This window comes from Bacteroides xylanisolvens, from assembly GCF_018289135.1.
GTDB classification, from domain to species: Bacteria; Bacteroidota; Bacteroidia; order Bacteroidales; family Bacteroidaceae; genus Bacteroides; species Bacteroides xylanisolvens.
On record NZ_CP072216.1, the window covers coordinates 5,685,029 to 5,700,988 of the forward strand.

The window sequence follows — 15,960 nt, forward strand, 5'->3', positions numbered from 1 at the left end:
ACCGGGGATGAGGAATTTATTAAACTTCCTTCTGAAATACAATTACTGGTTCCTCTTCATCTTATTGGAGGTAGCCAGTTTTGTTTTGTTATTTCGGTTCAACCGTTATCAGCAGAGTGCATTCTTCACTTCTGCCAATACGGTTGTGGGGGCGGTTTATGAAGTTTCGGGAGGGATTTCCTCTTATTTTCATCTGAAATCAGTCAACGAAGATCTATTGGATCGCAACATGGTGCTCGAACAACAGATCACTAATCTGGAAAAAGCATTGAGAGAGCAGCAGCTCGATTCTATGGCAATCAACAGCATCCGGCAGGTGCCGCAAGCGGATTATCAGTTGTTTAAAGCGCATGTGATAAAGAACAGTTTGAATCTGGTTGATAATTATATTACGCTCGATAAAGGTTCCTCTTCCGGTATTCGCTCCGAAATGGGAGTGGTGGATGGTAATGGGATTGTAGGGATTGTTTATGAAACATCTCCTTCCTACTCGGTGGTGATTTCGGTACTGAACAGCAAGTCGAATATCAGTTGCAAGATTATCGGCAGTGATTATTTCGGCTACCTGAAATGGGAACATGGAGATTCGCGCTATGCTTATCTGAAAGACTTGCCTCGTCATGCAGAGTTTAATTTGGGAGATACAGTCGTTACCAGTGGTTTCTCCACCGTCTTTCCCGAAGGTATAATGGTGGGGACGGTAGATGATATGTCCGACTCTAATGACGGACTTTCCTATCTGTTGAAAATCAAGCTGGCTACTGATTTCGGTAAGTTGAGTGACGTTCGGGTGGTAGCCCGGACAGGTCAGGAAGAACAGAAGAAACTTGAAAATAAGGTGATGAAAGAATGATTATTACTTATATACATAGAATCGGATGGTTTATCGGCTTGGTACTTCTTCAGGTGCTAATCCTTAATAGTGTACATATTGCCGGCTATGCTACTCCTTTTCTCTATATCTATTTTATTCTGAAATTCAGCTCCGGCACTTCCCGGAATGAACTGATGTTGTGGGCTTTTTTCTTCGGGCTGACCATTGATATATTCTCCGATACTCCGGGAATGAATGCGGCAGCTACCGTATTGCTTGCCTTTCTCCGTCCCTCTTTGCTTCGTCTGTTCATGCCCCGTGATAATCCGGACAGCCTTATTCCCTCTTTCAAGACGATGGGAATCAGTCCTTTCTTAAAATATACCACTGCAAGTGTTTTTGTGCACAGTCTGGCATTACTCTCCATTGAGTTCTTCTCATTTACCAGCATTTGGCTGTTACTGTTGCGAGTGCTTCTTTGCACTATTCTGACTGTAACCTGTATCATAGCTATAGAAGGGATTAAGAAGTAACGATGGCAAAAGATTATATCTTAGAGAAGCGCAAATTTGTAATCGGAGGCATTGCTATCTCCATTGTTTTGATTTATCTGATACGTCTTTTTGTATTGCAGATCACGACCGATGACTACAAGAAGAATGCTGACAGTAACGCTTTTCTGAATAAGATCCAATACCCCTCGCGTGGTGCTATTTATGACCGGACCGGTAAACTATTGGTATTCAACCAGCCGGCATACGACATAACGATCGTGCCAAAGGAAATAGAGAATCTGGACACACTCGATTTATGCCAATCGCTGAATATCACCCGTGCGCAGTTTCTCAAAATAATGAGCGACATGAAAGACCGTCGCCGTAATCCGGGGTATTCCCGCTATACCAACCAGTTGTTTATGTCGCAACTTTCGGCGGAAGAATGTGGTGTCTTTCAGGAAAAGCTGTTTAAGTTTCGTGGCTTTTATATCCAACGGCGTACCATTCGTCAATATTCGTACAATGCTGCCGCCCATGCTTTGGGAGATATAGGAGAAGTCTCCGCAAAAGAAATGGAAGCGGATGAAGAAGGATACTACATCCGTGGGGATTATGTCGGCAAGTTAGGAGTCGAGAAATCGTATGAAAAGTACCTTCGTGGCGAGAAAGGAATTGAGATTCTGCTTCGTGATGCACACGGTCGTATCCAAGGGCATTATATGGATGGTGAATATGACCGTCCTTCCGTTCCCGGCAAGAACCTGACATTGAGTCTGGATATTGACTTGCAGATGCTGGGCGAACGTTTATTAAAGAATAAGATTGGAAGTATCGTGGCTATCGAACCGGAGACCGGAGAAATTCTTTGTCTGGTATCCTCTCCCAATTATGACCCGCATTTGATGATTGGGCGCCAGCGTGGCAAGAACCATTTGGCCTTGCAACGTGATATGACCAAACCGCTTTTGAATCGTGCCCTGATGGGAGTGTATCCTCCGGGATCTACGTTCAAAACAGCGCAAGGACTGACGTTCCTGCAAGAAGGAATCATCACCGAACAAAGTCCGGCATTCCCTTGCTCACATGGATTCCATTACGGAAGATTGACAGTAGGCTGCCATGCTCACGGATCTCCCTTGCCATTGATTCCTGCTATTGCTACATCGTGCAACTCCTATTTCTGTTGGGGACTGTTCCGTATGTTTGGCGATCGTAAATACGGTTCGCCGCAAAACGCCATTACGGTCTGGAAAGACCACATGGTTTCGCAAGGATTTGGCTACAAACTGGGAGTTGATTTGCCGGGAGAGAAACGGGGCTTGATTCCGAATGCGCAGTTTTATGATAAAGCCTATCGCGGGCATTGGAACGGATTGACAGTAATCAGTATCTCTATCGGACAGGGGGAAATTCTATCCACTCCCCTTCAGATTGCTAATTTGGGAGCAACCATAGCTAACAGAGGATACTTTGTGACACCGCATATTGTAAAGGAAATCCAAGACAATCAGTTGGACAGCATCTATCGCGTACCACGCTATACCACTATTGAGAAAAGACATTATGAATCAGTCGTAGAAGGGATGCGTGGCGCAGCCACCGGAGGAACTTGTCGTATGCTGTCAGTGATGGTTCCGGATTTGGAGGCCTGTGGAAAAACGGGTACTGCGCAGAACCGCGGACACGACCACTCGGTATTTATGGGCTTTGCGCCGATGAACAAACCGAAGATAGCTATTGCCGTCTATGTAGAGAACGGCGGATGGGGTGCTACTTACGGAGTTCCTTTCGGCGCACTGATGATGGAACAGTATTTGAAAGGCAAGCTCTCGCCGGAGAACGAGTTGAGGGCGGAAGAATTTAGTAACAGAGTGATATTATATGGTAACGAGGAACGATAGTTTGTGGAAAACGCTGGACTGGGTAACGATTTTTATTTACCTGCTCCTGATTGTTGGCGGATGGTTTAGCGTCTGCGGAGCCAGCTATGACTATGGCGAACGCGACTTCCTCGACTTCTCGACCCGTGCCGGCAAGCAGTTTGTGTGGATTATCTGTTCCTTCGGGCTCGGATTCGTGCTGTTGATGCTGGAAGACCGTATGTATGATATGTTCGCGTACATTATATATGTGGGGATGATTCTCTTGCTCATTGTTACCATCTTCATAGCACCGGACACCAAAGGGTCACGCTCGTGGCTTGTCATGGGGCCTGTGAGCCTGCAACCCGCCGAGTTTGCCAAGTTCGCTACGGCCTTGGCGTTGGCTAAATACATGAACTCTTATTCATTTAGTATCAAGAAAGAAAAGTGTGCCTTTATCCTGGGATTCATCATTCTTCTTCCGATGTTATTGATTATCGGTCAGCGGGAGACAGGGTCCGCATTGGTTTATCTTGCTTTTTTTCTGGTTCTTTATCGTGAAGGAATGCCGGGGGTAGTGCTTTTTGCGGGCGTATGTGCGGTAATCTACTTTGTGGTCGGCATCCGTTTTGATGAAGTCTTTATCGCCGATACTCCTACACCACTGGGAGAATTTATCGTATTACTATTGATCTTATTATTTGCCGGTGGTATGGTGTGGGTATATCGTAAGAAATGGTCTGCTACCCGCAATATCATTGGTGGAAGTTTGGCTATATTACTGATTGCTTATTTAATATCCGAATATTGGGTGCATTTTAGCCTCGTTTGGGTGCAATGGGCACTTTGTATTGTGGTGATAGGCTATCTGATTTATTTGGCATTAAGTGAGCGGCAGCGTACTTATTTTCTGATTGCCCTGTTTACAATCGGTTCTGTCGGCTTCCTGTATTCCAGTAACTATGTATTTGATAATGTGCTCGAACCTCACCAGCAAGTCCGTATCAAAGTAGTGCTCGGTTTGGAAGAAGATTTGACCGGTGCCGGATACAACGTGAATCAGTCCAAGATTGCCATCGGTTCCGGTGGGTTGACAGGAAAAGGGTTCCTGAATGGTACGCAAACAAAATTAAAGTACGTGCCCGAACAGGATACCGACTTTATATTCTGTACAGTGGGTGAGGAACAAGGATTTGTCGGTTCGGCTGCTGTCTTGTTGGCTTTCCTGATTTTGATCTTACGATTAATCTTCCTGTCCGAACGGCAGACTTCCAACTTTGGGCGGGTTTATGGATATTCGGTCGTCAGTATTTTCCTTTTCCACTTATTTATTAATATCGGTATGGTGCTGGGGTTAACTCCGGTTATCGGGATTCCATTGCCTTTCTTCAGCTATGGAGGTTCTTCTTTATGGGGATTTACGATATTGCTGTTTATCTTCCTGCGTATTGATGCAGGACGTGGCAGAAGACTTTAATCTTACTGCTTCTCAATACGGATACCTACATCGCTCAATCCTTGTAACTTTTCATCTTTCATTCCGCTCATAATTTTAATAGTATAATTTGCAGGATGTAAAGGGCGAACAGATGTAATAAAAGTTTCCGATTGGTAAATGCTTCCCCATCCGTGTCCCGTCCATCTTCCGGTAGAGTCAGCCAGGCAGAAAGCAATGGTATCAGTGCGCCATACCGTAGAATCCTGTAGATTCTGACTGATAAATAAATGGAGGTCATGATAAGGATATTCGATACTGTTGCGGACTTCCGCAAAAAGCCGGAGAGTAGTGGGAACGCTGTCAGTTATGGGAATCTGAAAAGAGAGTGTATCACTCTTTCCCCATCCCTTGTTGGGAAGGGATTGATAAGAGTGATACACTGTATGTTCATTGCAGGCTGTCAGTAAGCAAGCGCTGAATAGACTCAATATACTATTCTTGAGTAGGCTTTTCATTAGTTGACTGTTTCTCCTGATTCTGATTTCTTTCCGGTCTGGAAGGACGCTCGTGGTTGGGACGACGTTCTTGACGTTCCTGACCTTGCTGTTCCCGTTGACGGTCTTGTTGCTGCGGACGTTCCTGTCCTTGTGGACGTTCCTGATTTGATCCTCTTTCCGGACGTCTGTTTTCGTTGTTCCGTCCCTGGTTCTGTCCTCTGTTCCGGTTGTTGTTATTGTTATTTCTCGGGCGGTTGTCTCTTTCCCCTCTGTTGCCGTTTTCTGACTGCTGCGGGCGGTTTTCATTCTCCCGTTGAGGTTGTTGCGGACGATTGCCACCTTCTGCTTGCTGTTGCGGGCGGTTTCCGTTATTATTGTTTCCTTTCTTCTTCTTTTTATTATTCCGGTTAGCGTTATTGCCGCCCTCTTTATTATTCCGGCTGCGGTCGAAACGGGTAACACTTTCCTGTTCCAGCAAGTCAACTGGTTTTCTCGGTTCCGGTTTCTTTTCTTCTTCGAGCAAGCTGTCCGGTTTCATCCCTTTCTTATTCATGGAGATTACTTCGAACGCACGTTTGCCGCTGATAGTGACCAGATTGGCTGGGAAGTTTTTATCCGTAGAATAAGAAACCTGATTGCTTAGAATATCCGCTTTGAAGAAATAGAAAGTACCATCCTTCGTTTCCAGTTCTATCTCTCTCGAAGGGAGACGTTTTTGAGCTTCCACGTAACAGTCCACCTCATAATTCAGGCAGCATTTCAGCTTGGCACATTGTCCGGCAAGTTTCTGCGGATTTAATGAGATGTCCTGAAAACGGGCTGCACTGGTAGAAACAGAGACGAAGCTCGTCATCCACGTAGCGCAGCAAAGTTCGCGTCCGCAAGGGCCGATACCGCCGATGCGTCCTGCTTCCTGACGGGCACCGATTTGTTTCATTTCGATACGTACGCGGAATGCTTCGGCCAATACTTTAATCAGCTGCCGGAAGTCTACCCGCTCATCGGCGATATAGTAGAAAATAGCTTTGTTGCCATCTCCCTGATACTCCACGTCTCCGATTTTCATATCCAGATTGAGATTCAACGCAATCTGACGCGCACGAATCATCGTTGCATGTTCTTTGGCTTTGGCTTCGTTGAATTTTTCCATATCTACCGGCTTAGCTTTCCGATAGACACGTTTGATTTCCGTATCTGCTTTGAAGTTTGCTTTCTTCATTTGCAGGGGAACGAGCCGGCCGGTCAATGTAACCACGCCGATGTCATGGCCGGGAGCCGCTTCAACGGCAACTACATCTCCTTTTTCCAGTTTAATCTTGTTGCTGTTTCGAAAATATCCCTTCCGGGTATTTTTGAATTGCACTTCCACCATGTCACTCTCTTCCGCATTGCCCGGAATGTCCGCCAGCCAATCGTAGGTGTTCAGCTTTTTATCTTGTCGGGAGCATCCTTTGCAACAAAGGCCACCGCTTCCATTATGAAGTTTATATTCCATAAGTTTATATATTTATTATTGCTTCAACAGTACAATCATCTTCAGCGAGAAGTCGAAGAATACCATTTTAGCATTTACATTCTGTTCTATATGTAGTTGCGCTTCGCTTAATTCGTCCATGATGCCCATCACGTTACGTTCGTTGACAAAAGGCGCAAAGCGGGTTGCAAAATTCTGTTCATTAATCGTCATATACGTCAAATTGCGCTGGTGCAAGTTGAAGATAAAATTCTCCCGAATCATGCGCTGGCAATATTCCAGGAAGTTCTTCTGACGTTCACGTCCCATGCCCGCCACTTGCTCGCTCCACATTTTCATCTCCCTGATTTTCCGTTGGTAAGACAACCGCATCAGGCTGACAAACAAGTCAAAAAACAACTGGTTCTCTTCATTCAGATGAATTGTTTCGAGTGCCTTGATAAAATTCCCGTTTGCCAGATGGGCAATGGAAATACTGTCGGCAGGCAAAATGTTATATTTAGTCTGTAATACCCGGTCGATGCTGGCTTCATCAATCTTCCGCACATTCATGCGCTGGGTACGGCTTAGGATAGTGGGCAGAATCATGTCCGGCGCTTCCGATACCAATAAGAAAACCGTTTTTTCGGGCGGTTCCTCAAGCAACTTCAGCAGTTTGTTGGCACACACCGGATGCATTTTTTCCGGCAGCCATACAATCGTAATCTTAAATCCCCCTTCACTGGATTTCAAACTAAGTTTTTTCAGAATCTCGTCACTCTCTTTGGCATAGATCAATGCTTGTGAGTTCTCCGCATCCATCTCTCCTAACCAGTGATTGAGATTAAAGTAAGGATGATTGATAACAAACGGTCGCCAGTCGGCTATATAATCATCGCATACTTCCTTTTTCCCCTTTGCGCTTTTCACGATAGGGAATACGAAATGTACGTCGGGATGCACCAGTTTATTGAATTTCACGCAGGACGGACACGTTCCGCAGGCATCAGTCTCCCCCCGATTGGTGCAACTGATGTAACGTGCGTATGCAATAGCTAACGGCATTTTCCCGACCCCTTCCGGTCCGCAAATAAGCTGGGCATGTGGAATACGCCCCTCATTCACTTCCTGAATGAGCCGTTGCTTGATTTCTTCCTGTCCGATTACGTCTCTGAAAAACATATCAATAAATGATTTTGGCTACTTCTTTGATACTGTCTACTGCTCCGATAGAGTAGAAATGAATACTCGGCACTCCGTGAGCCATCAACTCCTTGCACTGGGCTACACACCATTCGATACCTACTTGCTCGGCTTCTGCGTCATTTTTGCATTTCAAAGCCTCTTTCACCAAGTCTTCCGGCAAGTCCACTTTGAAAGTCTTTGGAATCATGCTCAATTGAGACAGCTTCTTGAACGGTTTGATTCCCGGAATGATAGGTATATTGATACCTGCCGCCTTCGCCTGCTCCACAAATTCAAAATATTTCCTGTTATCGTAGAACAACTGTGTCACGGCATATTCCGCCCCGTTCTCCACTTTTTTCTTCAGCCAGTAAAGGTCAGTCTCGATATTAGGCGCTTCTTCGTGCTTCTCCGGATAACAAGCCACCCCGTATGAAAAAGGCGTACTGCTGACTTTCATCTCCGAACCGTCCACAAAAATACCTTTATTGAAATTATTGATTTGCTCCTGCAACTCGATAGCATGATGATAACCGTCACCTTCCGGTGTAAATACCGACTCATGTTTCGCTTTGTCACCACGCAACACCAGTAATTCCGTGATATTCAGAAATTGCAGGTCGAGCAACACATACTCGGTTTCTTCACGTGTGAATCCGCTGCACAAAATATGCGGGACTACCGTAATATTGTATTTGTTCTGGATGGCGGCAGCCACGGCAACCGTTCCTGGACGCCTTCTCAAGCGGTTTCTCTGAAACAATCCGTTACCGAGGTCTTTATACACATATTCGCTGCGGTGAGTAGTGATATTGATATATTTCGGGTCAAATTCCCGAAGCGTATCGATTGTCTGATATAACTTTTCTATTCCCGTTCCTTTCAGCGGTGGAAGTATCTCGAAAGAAAAAGCAGTTTTCTTGTTGCTATGTATTAAATCAATTACTTTCATTCTTTTTTTGCTAATGTTCGTTATCTACTTGGATTAAACGTGCATATTGGGACAAAAATACGAAAAAAGAAAGATTTCTTCTTGATTTACTCTAAAATAGTTTTGTTTTTATCGTACTATAATAGATAAAAGAGGGAATATCCCCTGCAGGATACACCCTCTTTTGCCTAATTATTATATTAGAATTTACTTGTCGAGGAATGATTTCTTCATTCTGGCGATGTCCGTCAGATAATCTTGTAAATCCTGTTCATGTTCTTCCTCTTCGGCAAGAATATGTTTGGCGATGTCGCAGGTAGTGAAATCTTTCCCATTGGTAAAATCTGCAATTTCCTGATAACGAAGGATTGCGCAGCGTTCGGAAGCTACATTGTCTTTCAGCAAACTGACAGAGTCGAACCCCTGCGGAGCATCATATTTGCATCTTGCCAACTCAAACCATTGCTTAGGGTCGAGCACCGGAACTCCTTCCAACTCAATGATACGGTCAGCGAGCAGTTGCGCATGTCTGCGCTCTTCTTCGGCATGTTCCTCAAATTCACCCTGTACATCGGCACGCATGGCACCTTCCACTACTAATGCACCTACCCAATATTGATAGTATGCCAACCATTCTTCAGCTAATGCTGCGTTCAACTGTGCGATTAAACTTTCTACATCTAGTTTCCCTTGTAGAATTTTTACACTTTCTCTAGCCATAATTTTTATGTTTAGGTTACTATGTTTAAGTTGCCAATGTAACAGACAGGCGGGATTTTTGTTTATGGCTCATTGAGAATTTAACAGAAAGATAGCTTTACCTACACATAAGTTTGTAAAGTGCTGTTTTATCTGCCACCTGCAACGAAATTGAATTATCTTATTGAAAATAAACGTATTACAGCGTTGCAGATACCTGTTGCAGATACGTTGCAGATGTAGTATCTGCAACGCATCTGTTGGTCTTATAAAACTCGTACAACATGGTAGACAGTACCTCTGTGTACACGTTTCGACGGGATTTCATGTTTACGGAGAACTCGCCCGAACACACTTACCCGCTTGTTTGACAACGGTATGGCACTGTTTTTCTTTATATCTTCCAAAATCTCCGCCGGTGAGAGCCATTCGCCATCCTCTTTCTCTTTGGCCGGACGGAAATAACGGTAAAACAACTGTTCTTCGAGCGAAACTTGTTCAAATTCACGGTTGCTTCTGGTCATAATCTGCTCTTCGGACTGGTCGAACCAGTAACGTTCGCCGTGGTCGAGCTCATACATGGCCTGCGCGTAAAGCTGTTCATAATCTATCGCCTTGTTTGTATCTATCGTTCCGGTTACTTCGATACAGATAAAGCGGCGGCTGCCCGTAGGGTCGGTCAGCAAATCTTTTTGGTTGCTCGTTGCGATGAATGAAGCATAACGGCGCATTTCAAGTACGGCGTTTCCATAAGGTTTGCGCATATTTACAATCGGTTTTTGCAGGATATGTTTCAGGTATCCTTGTTGGGTGGCGCTGATCTGGTCGAACTCGTCAATGTTGATGAGCGCAAAACGATTGAGATACAATTCGGCATCCGTCTTTCGTGAGAAATCGATGCTGTCCGTATAGTATGCACGCATGGCGGGCGGGATGAGGCTGCGGCAGAATGTCGATTTACGGCAACCTTGCGGGCCTACCAGCAGGGGCGAAACATTATTCGCATATTTCTTATCTGTCCCACGCCAGTGCATGACCATGTTGAGAAACCAGCGGTGAAACAAGTCTACCCAATGCTTGTTTTCGCAGGGAACGGTTTGCGCCAGTCCGCGGATACGGTCTTTGCCGTCCCAGACGGGGAGATGGTAGAGGAAATCTTCCAACGGATTGAATACAGGGATGCGGTTGGAGTAGATATATCGGCTTATGTCCCTGTCCCATAGCGGAATACCCTCGGCTTGCGCATCTAGTGCGATACTGTTCAGCACCCGTTTGTTGATAGGATTGAAGTAAAAATGGAATGAGTTCCGCTCGCGGTATTCCACTTCTCCCACTTGGGTGTTGTAACGGAATTCGTAGCGCCTGTTCATAAACTCCTCTGTCTGGAGTGACAGGTACTGTTCTTTCCCTAAGCTGCTCTTCTTTCCGAACCCTTTTTGTTCTTCATATACATTCTTGACCAGCTGGCGGATGAGCACCTCTTGACGGCGCAGGTAATAGTGGAAAATAGTACGTTTCACCGTTTCCTCTTCGGGAATGCCCGAATGGAAGCAGTTGACAGCCAGTTGTGTCACCATAGCCTGAAAGTCTTCCCCTCTTTCGGGGGCACCTTCATCTTCCGCTTCGTAGATTTCTTCATGGGTCTTTCTCAAAGCCGCTTCGAAAAGCATAAATATAGCGCGCTCCGTGTCATATCCCGGCACGGCCCGTGTCAACGGTGACTTTTCCGAGCGTACCGCTTCCCGATAAGTCAGTTCTTCGGGCATCCCTGACGGTTGCGAGAGATAAAACGGAACGGAATCCGGTCTGTACATAAGTTCCGGGTCGTATGACAGCCGTGAATACTGTTCCAGACTAGGCTCTTTGGGTAAAATGCTGAACGGAATTTGCGGCTGATAGCATTTCACGGCCAAACGATAGGCATGCGCATGAAATATCTCCGCTTCTTCTCTTTTCTGTGGAAGCGAATTGTCAGGGCGGGTAAATTTCGCCCATATTTTCACTGACCGTCCGCTCGAACCGGTAAAGACGCAGTGAGTCTGCGGCTGTTCCCATGCCAATTGTTTTACCAATGTAATCTCCGGGCCGCCTGACAACGGTCCGACGGTCAGTTCTACTATTCCGTTATAACTTTTCATTTGTTTTCCACCTTCCGCCCTGCGGAATTCCGCAGCCGGAAGAATCTTCGGAAGCTTGTCTGCTTCGTAGCAGCGTGAGTCGGGCAGGGAATATCGCAACACTTCTCTGAAGGCGGACACAGGCTGTGTCTTTGTTTCTGTCCGTGTTTTTCCTATCCACGTTTCCATATCCATTGTAGTCAGCGCAGTAGTTTTGTCCTTGTCTCTTAATTGAGTAATTTTCATCTTTTGTTTTGTTAATAATATTCTGCTAAGTTAGTCATATTTGCCCGTTCTTGCAAATAAACATGGATATTTTATCTGTTTATCCTTTTTATCCGTACATTTGTAGAATTTAATAACAATAAAACCGATAAACAGCAATGAAAGAACCATTCGATTATTCCATCGTTCCTTATACTTTCGGCTTGTGTGCAGCCGAAGAATGTCCGCGTGCCACGACTTGTCTGCGGCATATCGCCTTAGAGTATGCTCCGGCGGAGCGGGTTTTCCTGTCAATAATGAATCCCAACCGGCTGAAAGCGATGAAAAGTGCTTGTGATTATTACCGTTCCAATGAGAAAGTGCGTTATGCACGCGGCTTTATGCGTACGATTAGTGCTCTTACGGTTCGTGTGGCAGATACCTTTCGCTATCGTATGATTGAATATATGGGTAGAAAGAACTATTATTTGAAACGTAGGGGAGACATGAACCTTAGTCCGGTCGAACAACGGCGGATTATTGCCGTAGCCAAGGAACTTGGCGTTAGTCTGGATGAGTATTTCGACGGTTACGTGGAGGATTATAACTGGGGTTAGTCTTGTATATCTCCTTCTCTGAAAATCTTATGTAGTGTACTAAATAAGTTGACACTTCTTAAATGCGAAATTCCCATGAAAGAATTAAAAAAGAAGTACACTCCTTACACAGAATCCGAACGAATGTCTTATATTCGTGAGTATTTATCTACTTCGGAAACGAAGTATCAGTTTGCCAAACGTACCGGTATTTGCCGTCGTCTGCTGATTCTTTGGCTTGATAAGTATCATATAAATGATAAAGTTATGAGTACAGACCACCCCTCTTTCAACAAATACTCTGCTGAGTCTCTCAATGAACTGGAGAAAGAACTCGCTGCATTGCGTGCCGAAAATCGCAAACTTCAGCGTGCTCTTCAGGAGGAAAGTCTTCGTCATGAAGCTTGTGAGGAATTAATAAATCTTGCTGAGTCAACCTATCACATCAAGGTTCGAAAAAACTCCGATGCCAAGTAATCGATACCTTGTCACAGGGGAACTCTGCCCGTCATATGCGCGGTAGGCTACAGTTCCTCTGTGATTACTTCGGCATAACCAGACAAGGTTATTATAAGCATGTCAACAGAAAAAAGGAAATAGACATCCTCACATCAAGCATTGTGTTGTATTGTAATGAGTTACGTAAACTTATGCCTAAGGCTGGTATACGTGAACTCTATGCATGCTGTCTCCGCAAGTTTGGTGTCAGGATGGTCATTGGGCGTGATCAATGCTATAATATTTTTCGTGCTAATGGCCTGTGTCAACGTGTCAGACATGTGAGACCAAAGACAACAAATTCTAATCATAATTATTACATTTATCCGGACTTGCTAAATGTTACTCCTAAATTTGTAGCTGACACATTCGGTTCAATGGTTGTAGCGGACATAACCTATGTTGCCACGTACCAGGGATGGGCTTACCTGTCTCTTCTTACCGATGCGGGCAGTCGGGCGATAGTTGGATATGCCCTGTGCAAAACACTTGAAGCGGAAGGTCCCTTAAAGGCACTGAGGATGGCTATAGACTTTTACAACAGATACAATGTTGATTTGAGTAGTCTCATACACCATTCTGACCGGGGAGTGCAATACTGCTCAAACCTGTATGTGGATATGCTCAAGAAACATCATATCAATATTAGTATGACGCAGTGTGGAGATCCGCTACATAATGCCCTGGCTGAACGGATGAATAACACGATCAAGAATGGGTGGTTGTTTGACTGCGAAGATGACAGCTTTGAACAGTTGGATAAACGTATAAGCGACGCCATATATGCATACAATTATGTTCGACCCCATCAAGGTATACAAATGAAAACACCGATGGAACATATTCGTAAGTACGCGGAAAAAGGTAGTTGAAGTCCCGCTCGTCGGGACGGGTGCTCCCGCCCCTTGCCGCGAGGGCGATCCCCGAGCGAAGAGTTTTTGTTGTTTAATGAAGTTTACAGCCCGAAGTCTTGCATTTATAAGAAAAGATACATATGTTTGCAACATCTTTAATATGACAACTTATTAAGGAATTACAAAGGGACAAGTAAACTTATTTAGGTTTTAAAATATATTGAGTTAACTAACTTAGGTATAACAAACGAAGTTGTCAACTAAATCCAGTACAGTACATTAGCTACGGTTTCGCTGTCGTTTCTCTATATGGAAACTCCAGTGTCTCTAGCGGGAAACGCTAGTATCTCTGGCTGGAAACTCTCGTTTCCATGCGCGGAAACTGTAGTTTCCCGCCTGGGAACCGGAGTTCTGACGCAGGAAACGAGCGCTTCAATGATAGGAAAATAAACTTTGATGCTTGGTGTGCAATATTTCTTCTTACCGCTGTGTTGCAGATACTTTTATCTGCAACGTATCTGCAACGGTATCTGCAACGCTATAATTGTTTATCAGTCAGTTTGTTATTTCGATTTTGTTGCAGGTGGCAGATGTTTTTTTATTTTTCAAGGTTCTTCGTCAAATTTGGTGGTACTTCTTCTATTGTGAATAAAGAATCTTGGCTCTCAGTAGTTTGCTTCCTGCCCTATTGTACATCTGCCTTTTTACCGCTTTAATTTTATTCACTGTCCCCTCCAGTAATCCGTTACTGAAGGGGATATCAATAGCTGCCTGTACTGCCTCCCAGTCTTTTTCAATACCATATGCAAAGTTCGTCAGTGCCATATTCCGTGTTGCCTTCGCTTTTTCAATCCACTTTCTAATATCCTTATCATAAGTGTTCCCATTAATCATATCTCTGAAATTCTGACACACGCTTAAGAGTTCTTTAATCTGTGGTGAGGACTTATATAGTTCCGCTAGTTTAGGATTATCCGATTCTCCCTTTAGAATGTATTTGCGTATCTGATTCTGTGAAACTCTCTGTGTTTTACTTCCGTTTTCAATGCTCTCATTATGCTCCTTGACTTCCTTCCTCTTTTGTTGATACATTTTTCGCAAGCTGGATGTTATCCTTCCAATAAGTGCGCCACTGATTTTACTCCCCATTTTTTGTGCCAATATTTTTCGGGTAATACAGCCCGCACTAATGATTGTAGCCAGTTCGGATACATATTTAAGAGCTGTCTTCTGTTGCTCATTCAAGTATGCCCCTATTCTCCTGTTGTGAATGAGCTTATAAATGTAGCGACTTTTCTTGCCCAAATGCGCGGCTGTCTGCTCAATGGTCATCCCCTGCATTTTTAAGTTCAGGCTTTCCCTGTATATCTTCAATTTTTCTCTGTGTCGGACATCTCCCATGTTAAATATGTCCTGAAGAATTAACGAAGAAGCCGTGTCTCTGTCAGGATATTCGTATTTGAGCTTTTGCTTGGTCTGACGAATCATTTTCTCTATTTCCGGTATCATCGTGTCCGTCATATTCTTGGTTAGATGGAACCGGTCGCAGATTTGTGTAACACCAGGGGTTATTCTGTTTATAGCCTCTGTGAAACATCTTCCACGGTCTCTCGTTATATATTGTATTTGAGGATTCCGGGTGAGCCAGTTATCAAGCGCTTCTCCGTTTCTATCCTCTAACAAAGCAATAGGCATGTGTGTCATCTGGTCTACGACCACACTCATATAATCCTTACCTTTTTTATAGGCAAAATCATCAATACCTACATAAATACTTTTATTATGCATAGGATTATGTTGCCCGCACTGTTGTAGGATGCGTAAGCAGGAAGAGCTACTGGCCGTTATATGGAACAGCTGCAAAAGAGAAGAGGCCTTTCGGGAAGTAAGTTCCAAGCTTATCGATCTGATGCGTTCCTCAACAAGATAGCTCCGTCTACCATACCGACGAGCCAGAAAAGACAACGGTTCGCAGAATATTTTTCGCGGACAAGAAACATTTTCGCAATAATATTTGCCAACCTTTATGACTAACTCCAAAGTATGACCGTAAACTTCAAGATCCTGAATATGACGGGAGTAATAACTGTGTAATCGGTGACTGAAATGTCCGCAATAAGGACAGGAAGCCCCCTTGCCAGCCGTATGTAAAAAGACCGTCAATGAACCAACAGCTTCAGAGATACCATCTTGTTGCAGATTATCGTAGCCAGGACTGAATCTGAAATCATGGAATAATCCCCTATTTGTAGGAGGATTTTCTTTTTTTGATGTATATTTGTACGTTGTAGATATGGCTTGTTGCATTGTAACTC

At 44.4% G+C, this 15,960-nt stretch carries 14 protein-coding genes; 7 read left to right on the forward strand and 7 right to left on the reverse strand.

The features are described from left to right. Positions 1-7: 7 nt before the first annotated feature. The 4 genes from mreC to rodA are packed head-to-tail and all read left to right on the forward strand — an operon-like array spanning position 8 to position 4,650. Positions 8-853 carry a rod shape-determining protein MreC gene (gene mreC / locus INE92_RS23355; protein WP_004299942.1) on the forward strand — a complete coding sequence of 282 codons (846 nt, stop codon included), beginning with the start codon at positions 8-10 and terminating at the stop codon, positions 851-853. Beyond that, the gene (gene mreD / locus INE92_RS23360) at positions 850-1,347 is read left to right on the forward strand and encodes a rod shape-determining protein MreD (RefSeq protein WP_004299943.1); all 498 of its coding nucleotides are present in this window, start codon (positions 850-852) and stop codon (positions 1,345-1,347) included. The genes mreC and mreD overlap by 4 nt, the downstream gene beginning before the upstream one ends. Before the next feature lie 2 nt (positions 1,348-1,349). Then, positions 1,350-3,212 carry a penicillin-binding protein 2 gene (gene mrdA / locus INE92_RS23365; RefSeq protein ID WP_004324644.1) on the forward strand — a complete coding sequence of 621 codons (1,863 nt, stop codon included), beginning with the start codon at positions 1,350-1,352 and terminating at the stop codon, positions 3,210-3,212. Further along, positions 3,193-4,650: a rod shape-determining protein RodA gene (gene rodA, locus INE92_RS23370; RefSeq protein WP_004304911.1), complete on the forward strand. Its 1,458-nt coding sequence runs from the start codon at positions 3,193-3,195 to the stop codon at positions 4,648-4,650. Before mrdA ends, rodA begins: the two co-directional genes overlap by 20 nt. Positions 4,651-4,652: 2 nt before the next feature. Here rodA and gldH read toward each other — a convergent pair whose 3' ends face one another. The 6 genes from gldH to INE92_RS23400 all read right to left on the reverse strand — a co-directional run bounded on the left by gldH (position 4,653) and on the right by INE92_RS23400 (position 11,739). Further along, positions 4,653-5,126 carry a gliding motility lipoprotein GldH gene (gldH, locus tag INE92_RS23375; protein ID WP_004299946.1) on the reverse strand — a complete coding sequence of 158 codons (474 nt, stop codon included), beginning with the start codon at positions 5,124-5,126 and terminating at the stop codon, positions 4,653-4,655. Beyond that, a complete protein-coding gene (locus tag INE92_RS23380; RefSeq protein ID WP_004314398.1) occupies positions 5,104-6,603 on the reverse strand; it encodes a PSP1 domain-containing protein in 1,500 nt (499 codons plus the stop codon). Before INE92_RS23380 ends, gldH begins: the two co-directional genes overlap by 23 nt. Positions 6,604-6,618: 15 nt before the next feature. Next, the gene (locus tag INE92_RS23385) at positions 6,619-7,743 is read right to left on the reverse strand and encodes a DNA polymerase III subunit (RefSeq protein WP_004304908.1); all 1,125 of its coding nucleotides are present in this window, start codon (positions 7,741-7,743) and stop codon (positions 6,619-6,621) included. Position 7,744: 1 nt separating this feature from the next. Beyond that, positions 7,745-8,698 (reverse strand): methylenetetrahydrofolate reductase [NAD(P)H], encoded by a 954-nt coding sequence (gene metF, locus INE92_RS23390; RefSeq protein ID WP_004304907.1) that lies wholly within the window; start codon positions 8,696-8,698, stop codon positions 7,745-7,747. A 186-nt stretch (positions 8,699-8,884) separates the two neighbouring features. Continuing rightward, positions 8,885-9,397: a ferritin-like domain-containing protein gene (locus tag INE92_RS23395; RefSeq protein WP_004304906.1), complete on the reverse strand. Its 513-nt coding sequence runs from the start codon at positions 9,395-9,397 to the stop codon at positions 8,885-8,887. A 245-nt stretch (positions 9,398-9,642) separates the two neighbouring features. Beyond that, positions 9,643-11,739, reverse strand: a complete 2,097-nt coding sequence (locus tag INE92_RS23400) for a BT4734/BF3469 family protein (protein WP_008645274.1) — start codon at positions 11,737-11,739, stop codon at positions 9,643-9,645. A gap of 137 nt (positions 11,740-11,876) precedes the next feature. Between INE92_RS23400 and INE92_RS23405 the strand changes: the two genes are divergently transcribed. The 3 genes from INE92_RS23405 (at position 11,877) to INE92_RS23415 (ending at position 13,663) form a co-directional block, all read left to right on the forward strand. After that, the gene (locus INE92_RS23405) at positions 11,877-12,314 is read left to right on the forward strand and encodes a DUF6078 family protein (protein ID WP_004304904.1); all 438 of its coding nucleotides are present in this window, start codon (positions 11,877-11,879) and stop codon (positions 12,312-12,314) included. 75 nt (positions 12,315-12,389) lie between these two features. Then, a complete protein-coding gene (locus INE92_RS23410) occupies positions 12,390-12,770 on the forward strand; it encodes a hypothetical protein (RefSeq protein WP_015532999.1) in 381 nt (126 codons plus the stop codon). A 35-nt stretch (positions 12,771-12,805) separates the two neighbouring features. Beyond that, on the forward strand, positions 12,806-13,663 hold the full coding sequence (locus tag INE92_RS23415; RefSeq protein ID WP_015533000.1) for an IS3 family transposase: 858 nt from the start codon (positions 12,806-12,808) through the stop codon (positions 13,661-13,663). 621 nt (positions 13,664-14,284) lie between these two features. Here INE92_RS23415 and INE92_RS23420 read toward each other — a convergent pair. Continuing rightward, positions 14,285-15,952, reverse strand: a complete 1,668-nt coding sequence (locus tag INE92_RS23420; protein ID WP_203462761.1) for an ISL3 family transposase — start codon at positions 15,950-15,952, stop codon at positions 14,285-14,287. Positions 15,953-15,960 lie beyond the last annotated feature (8 nt).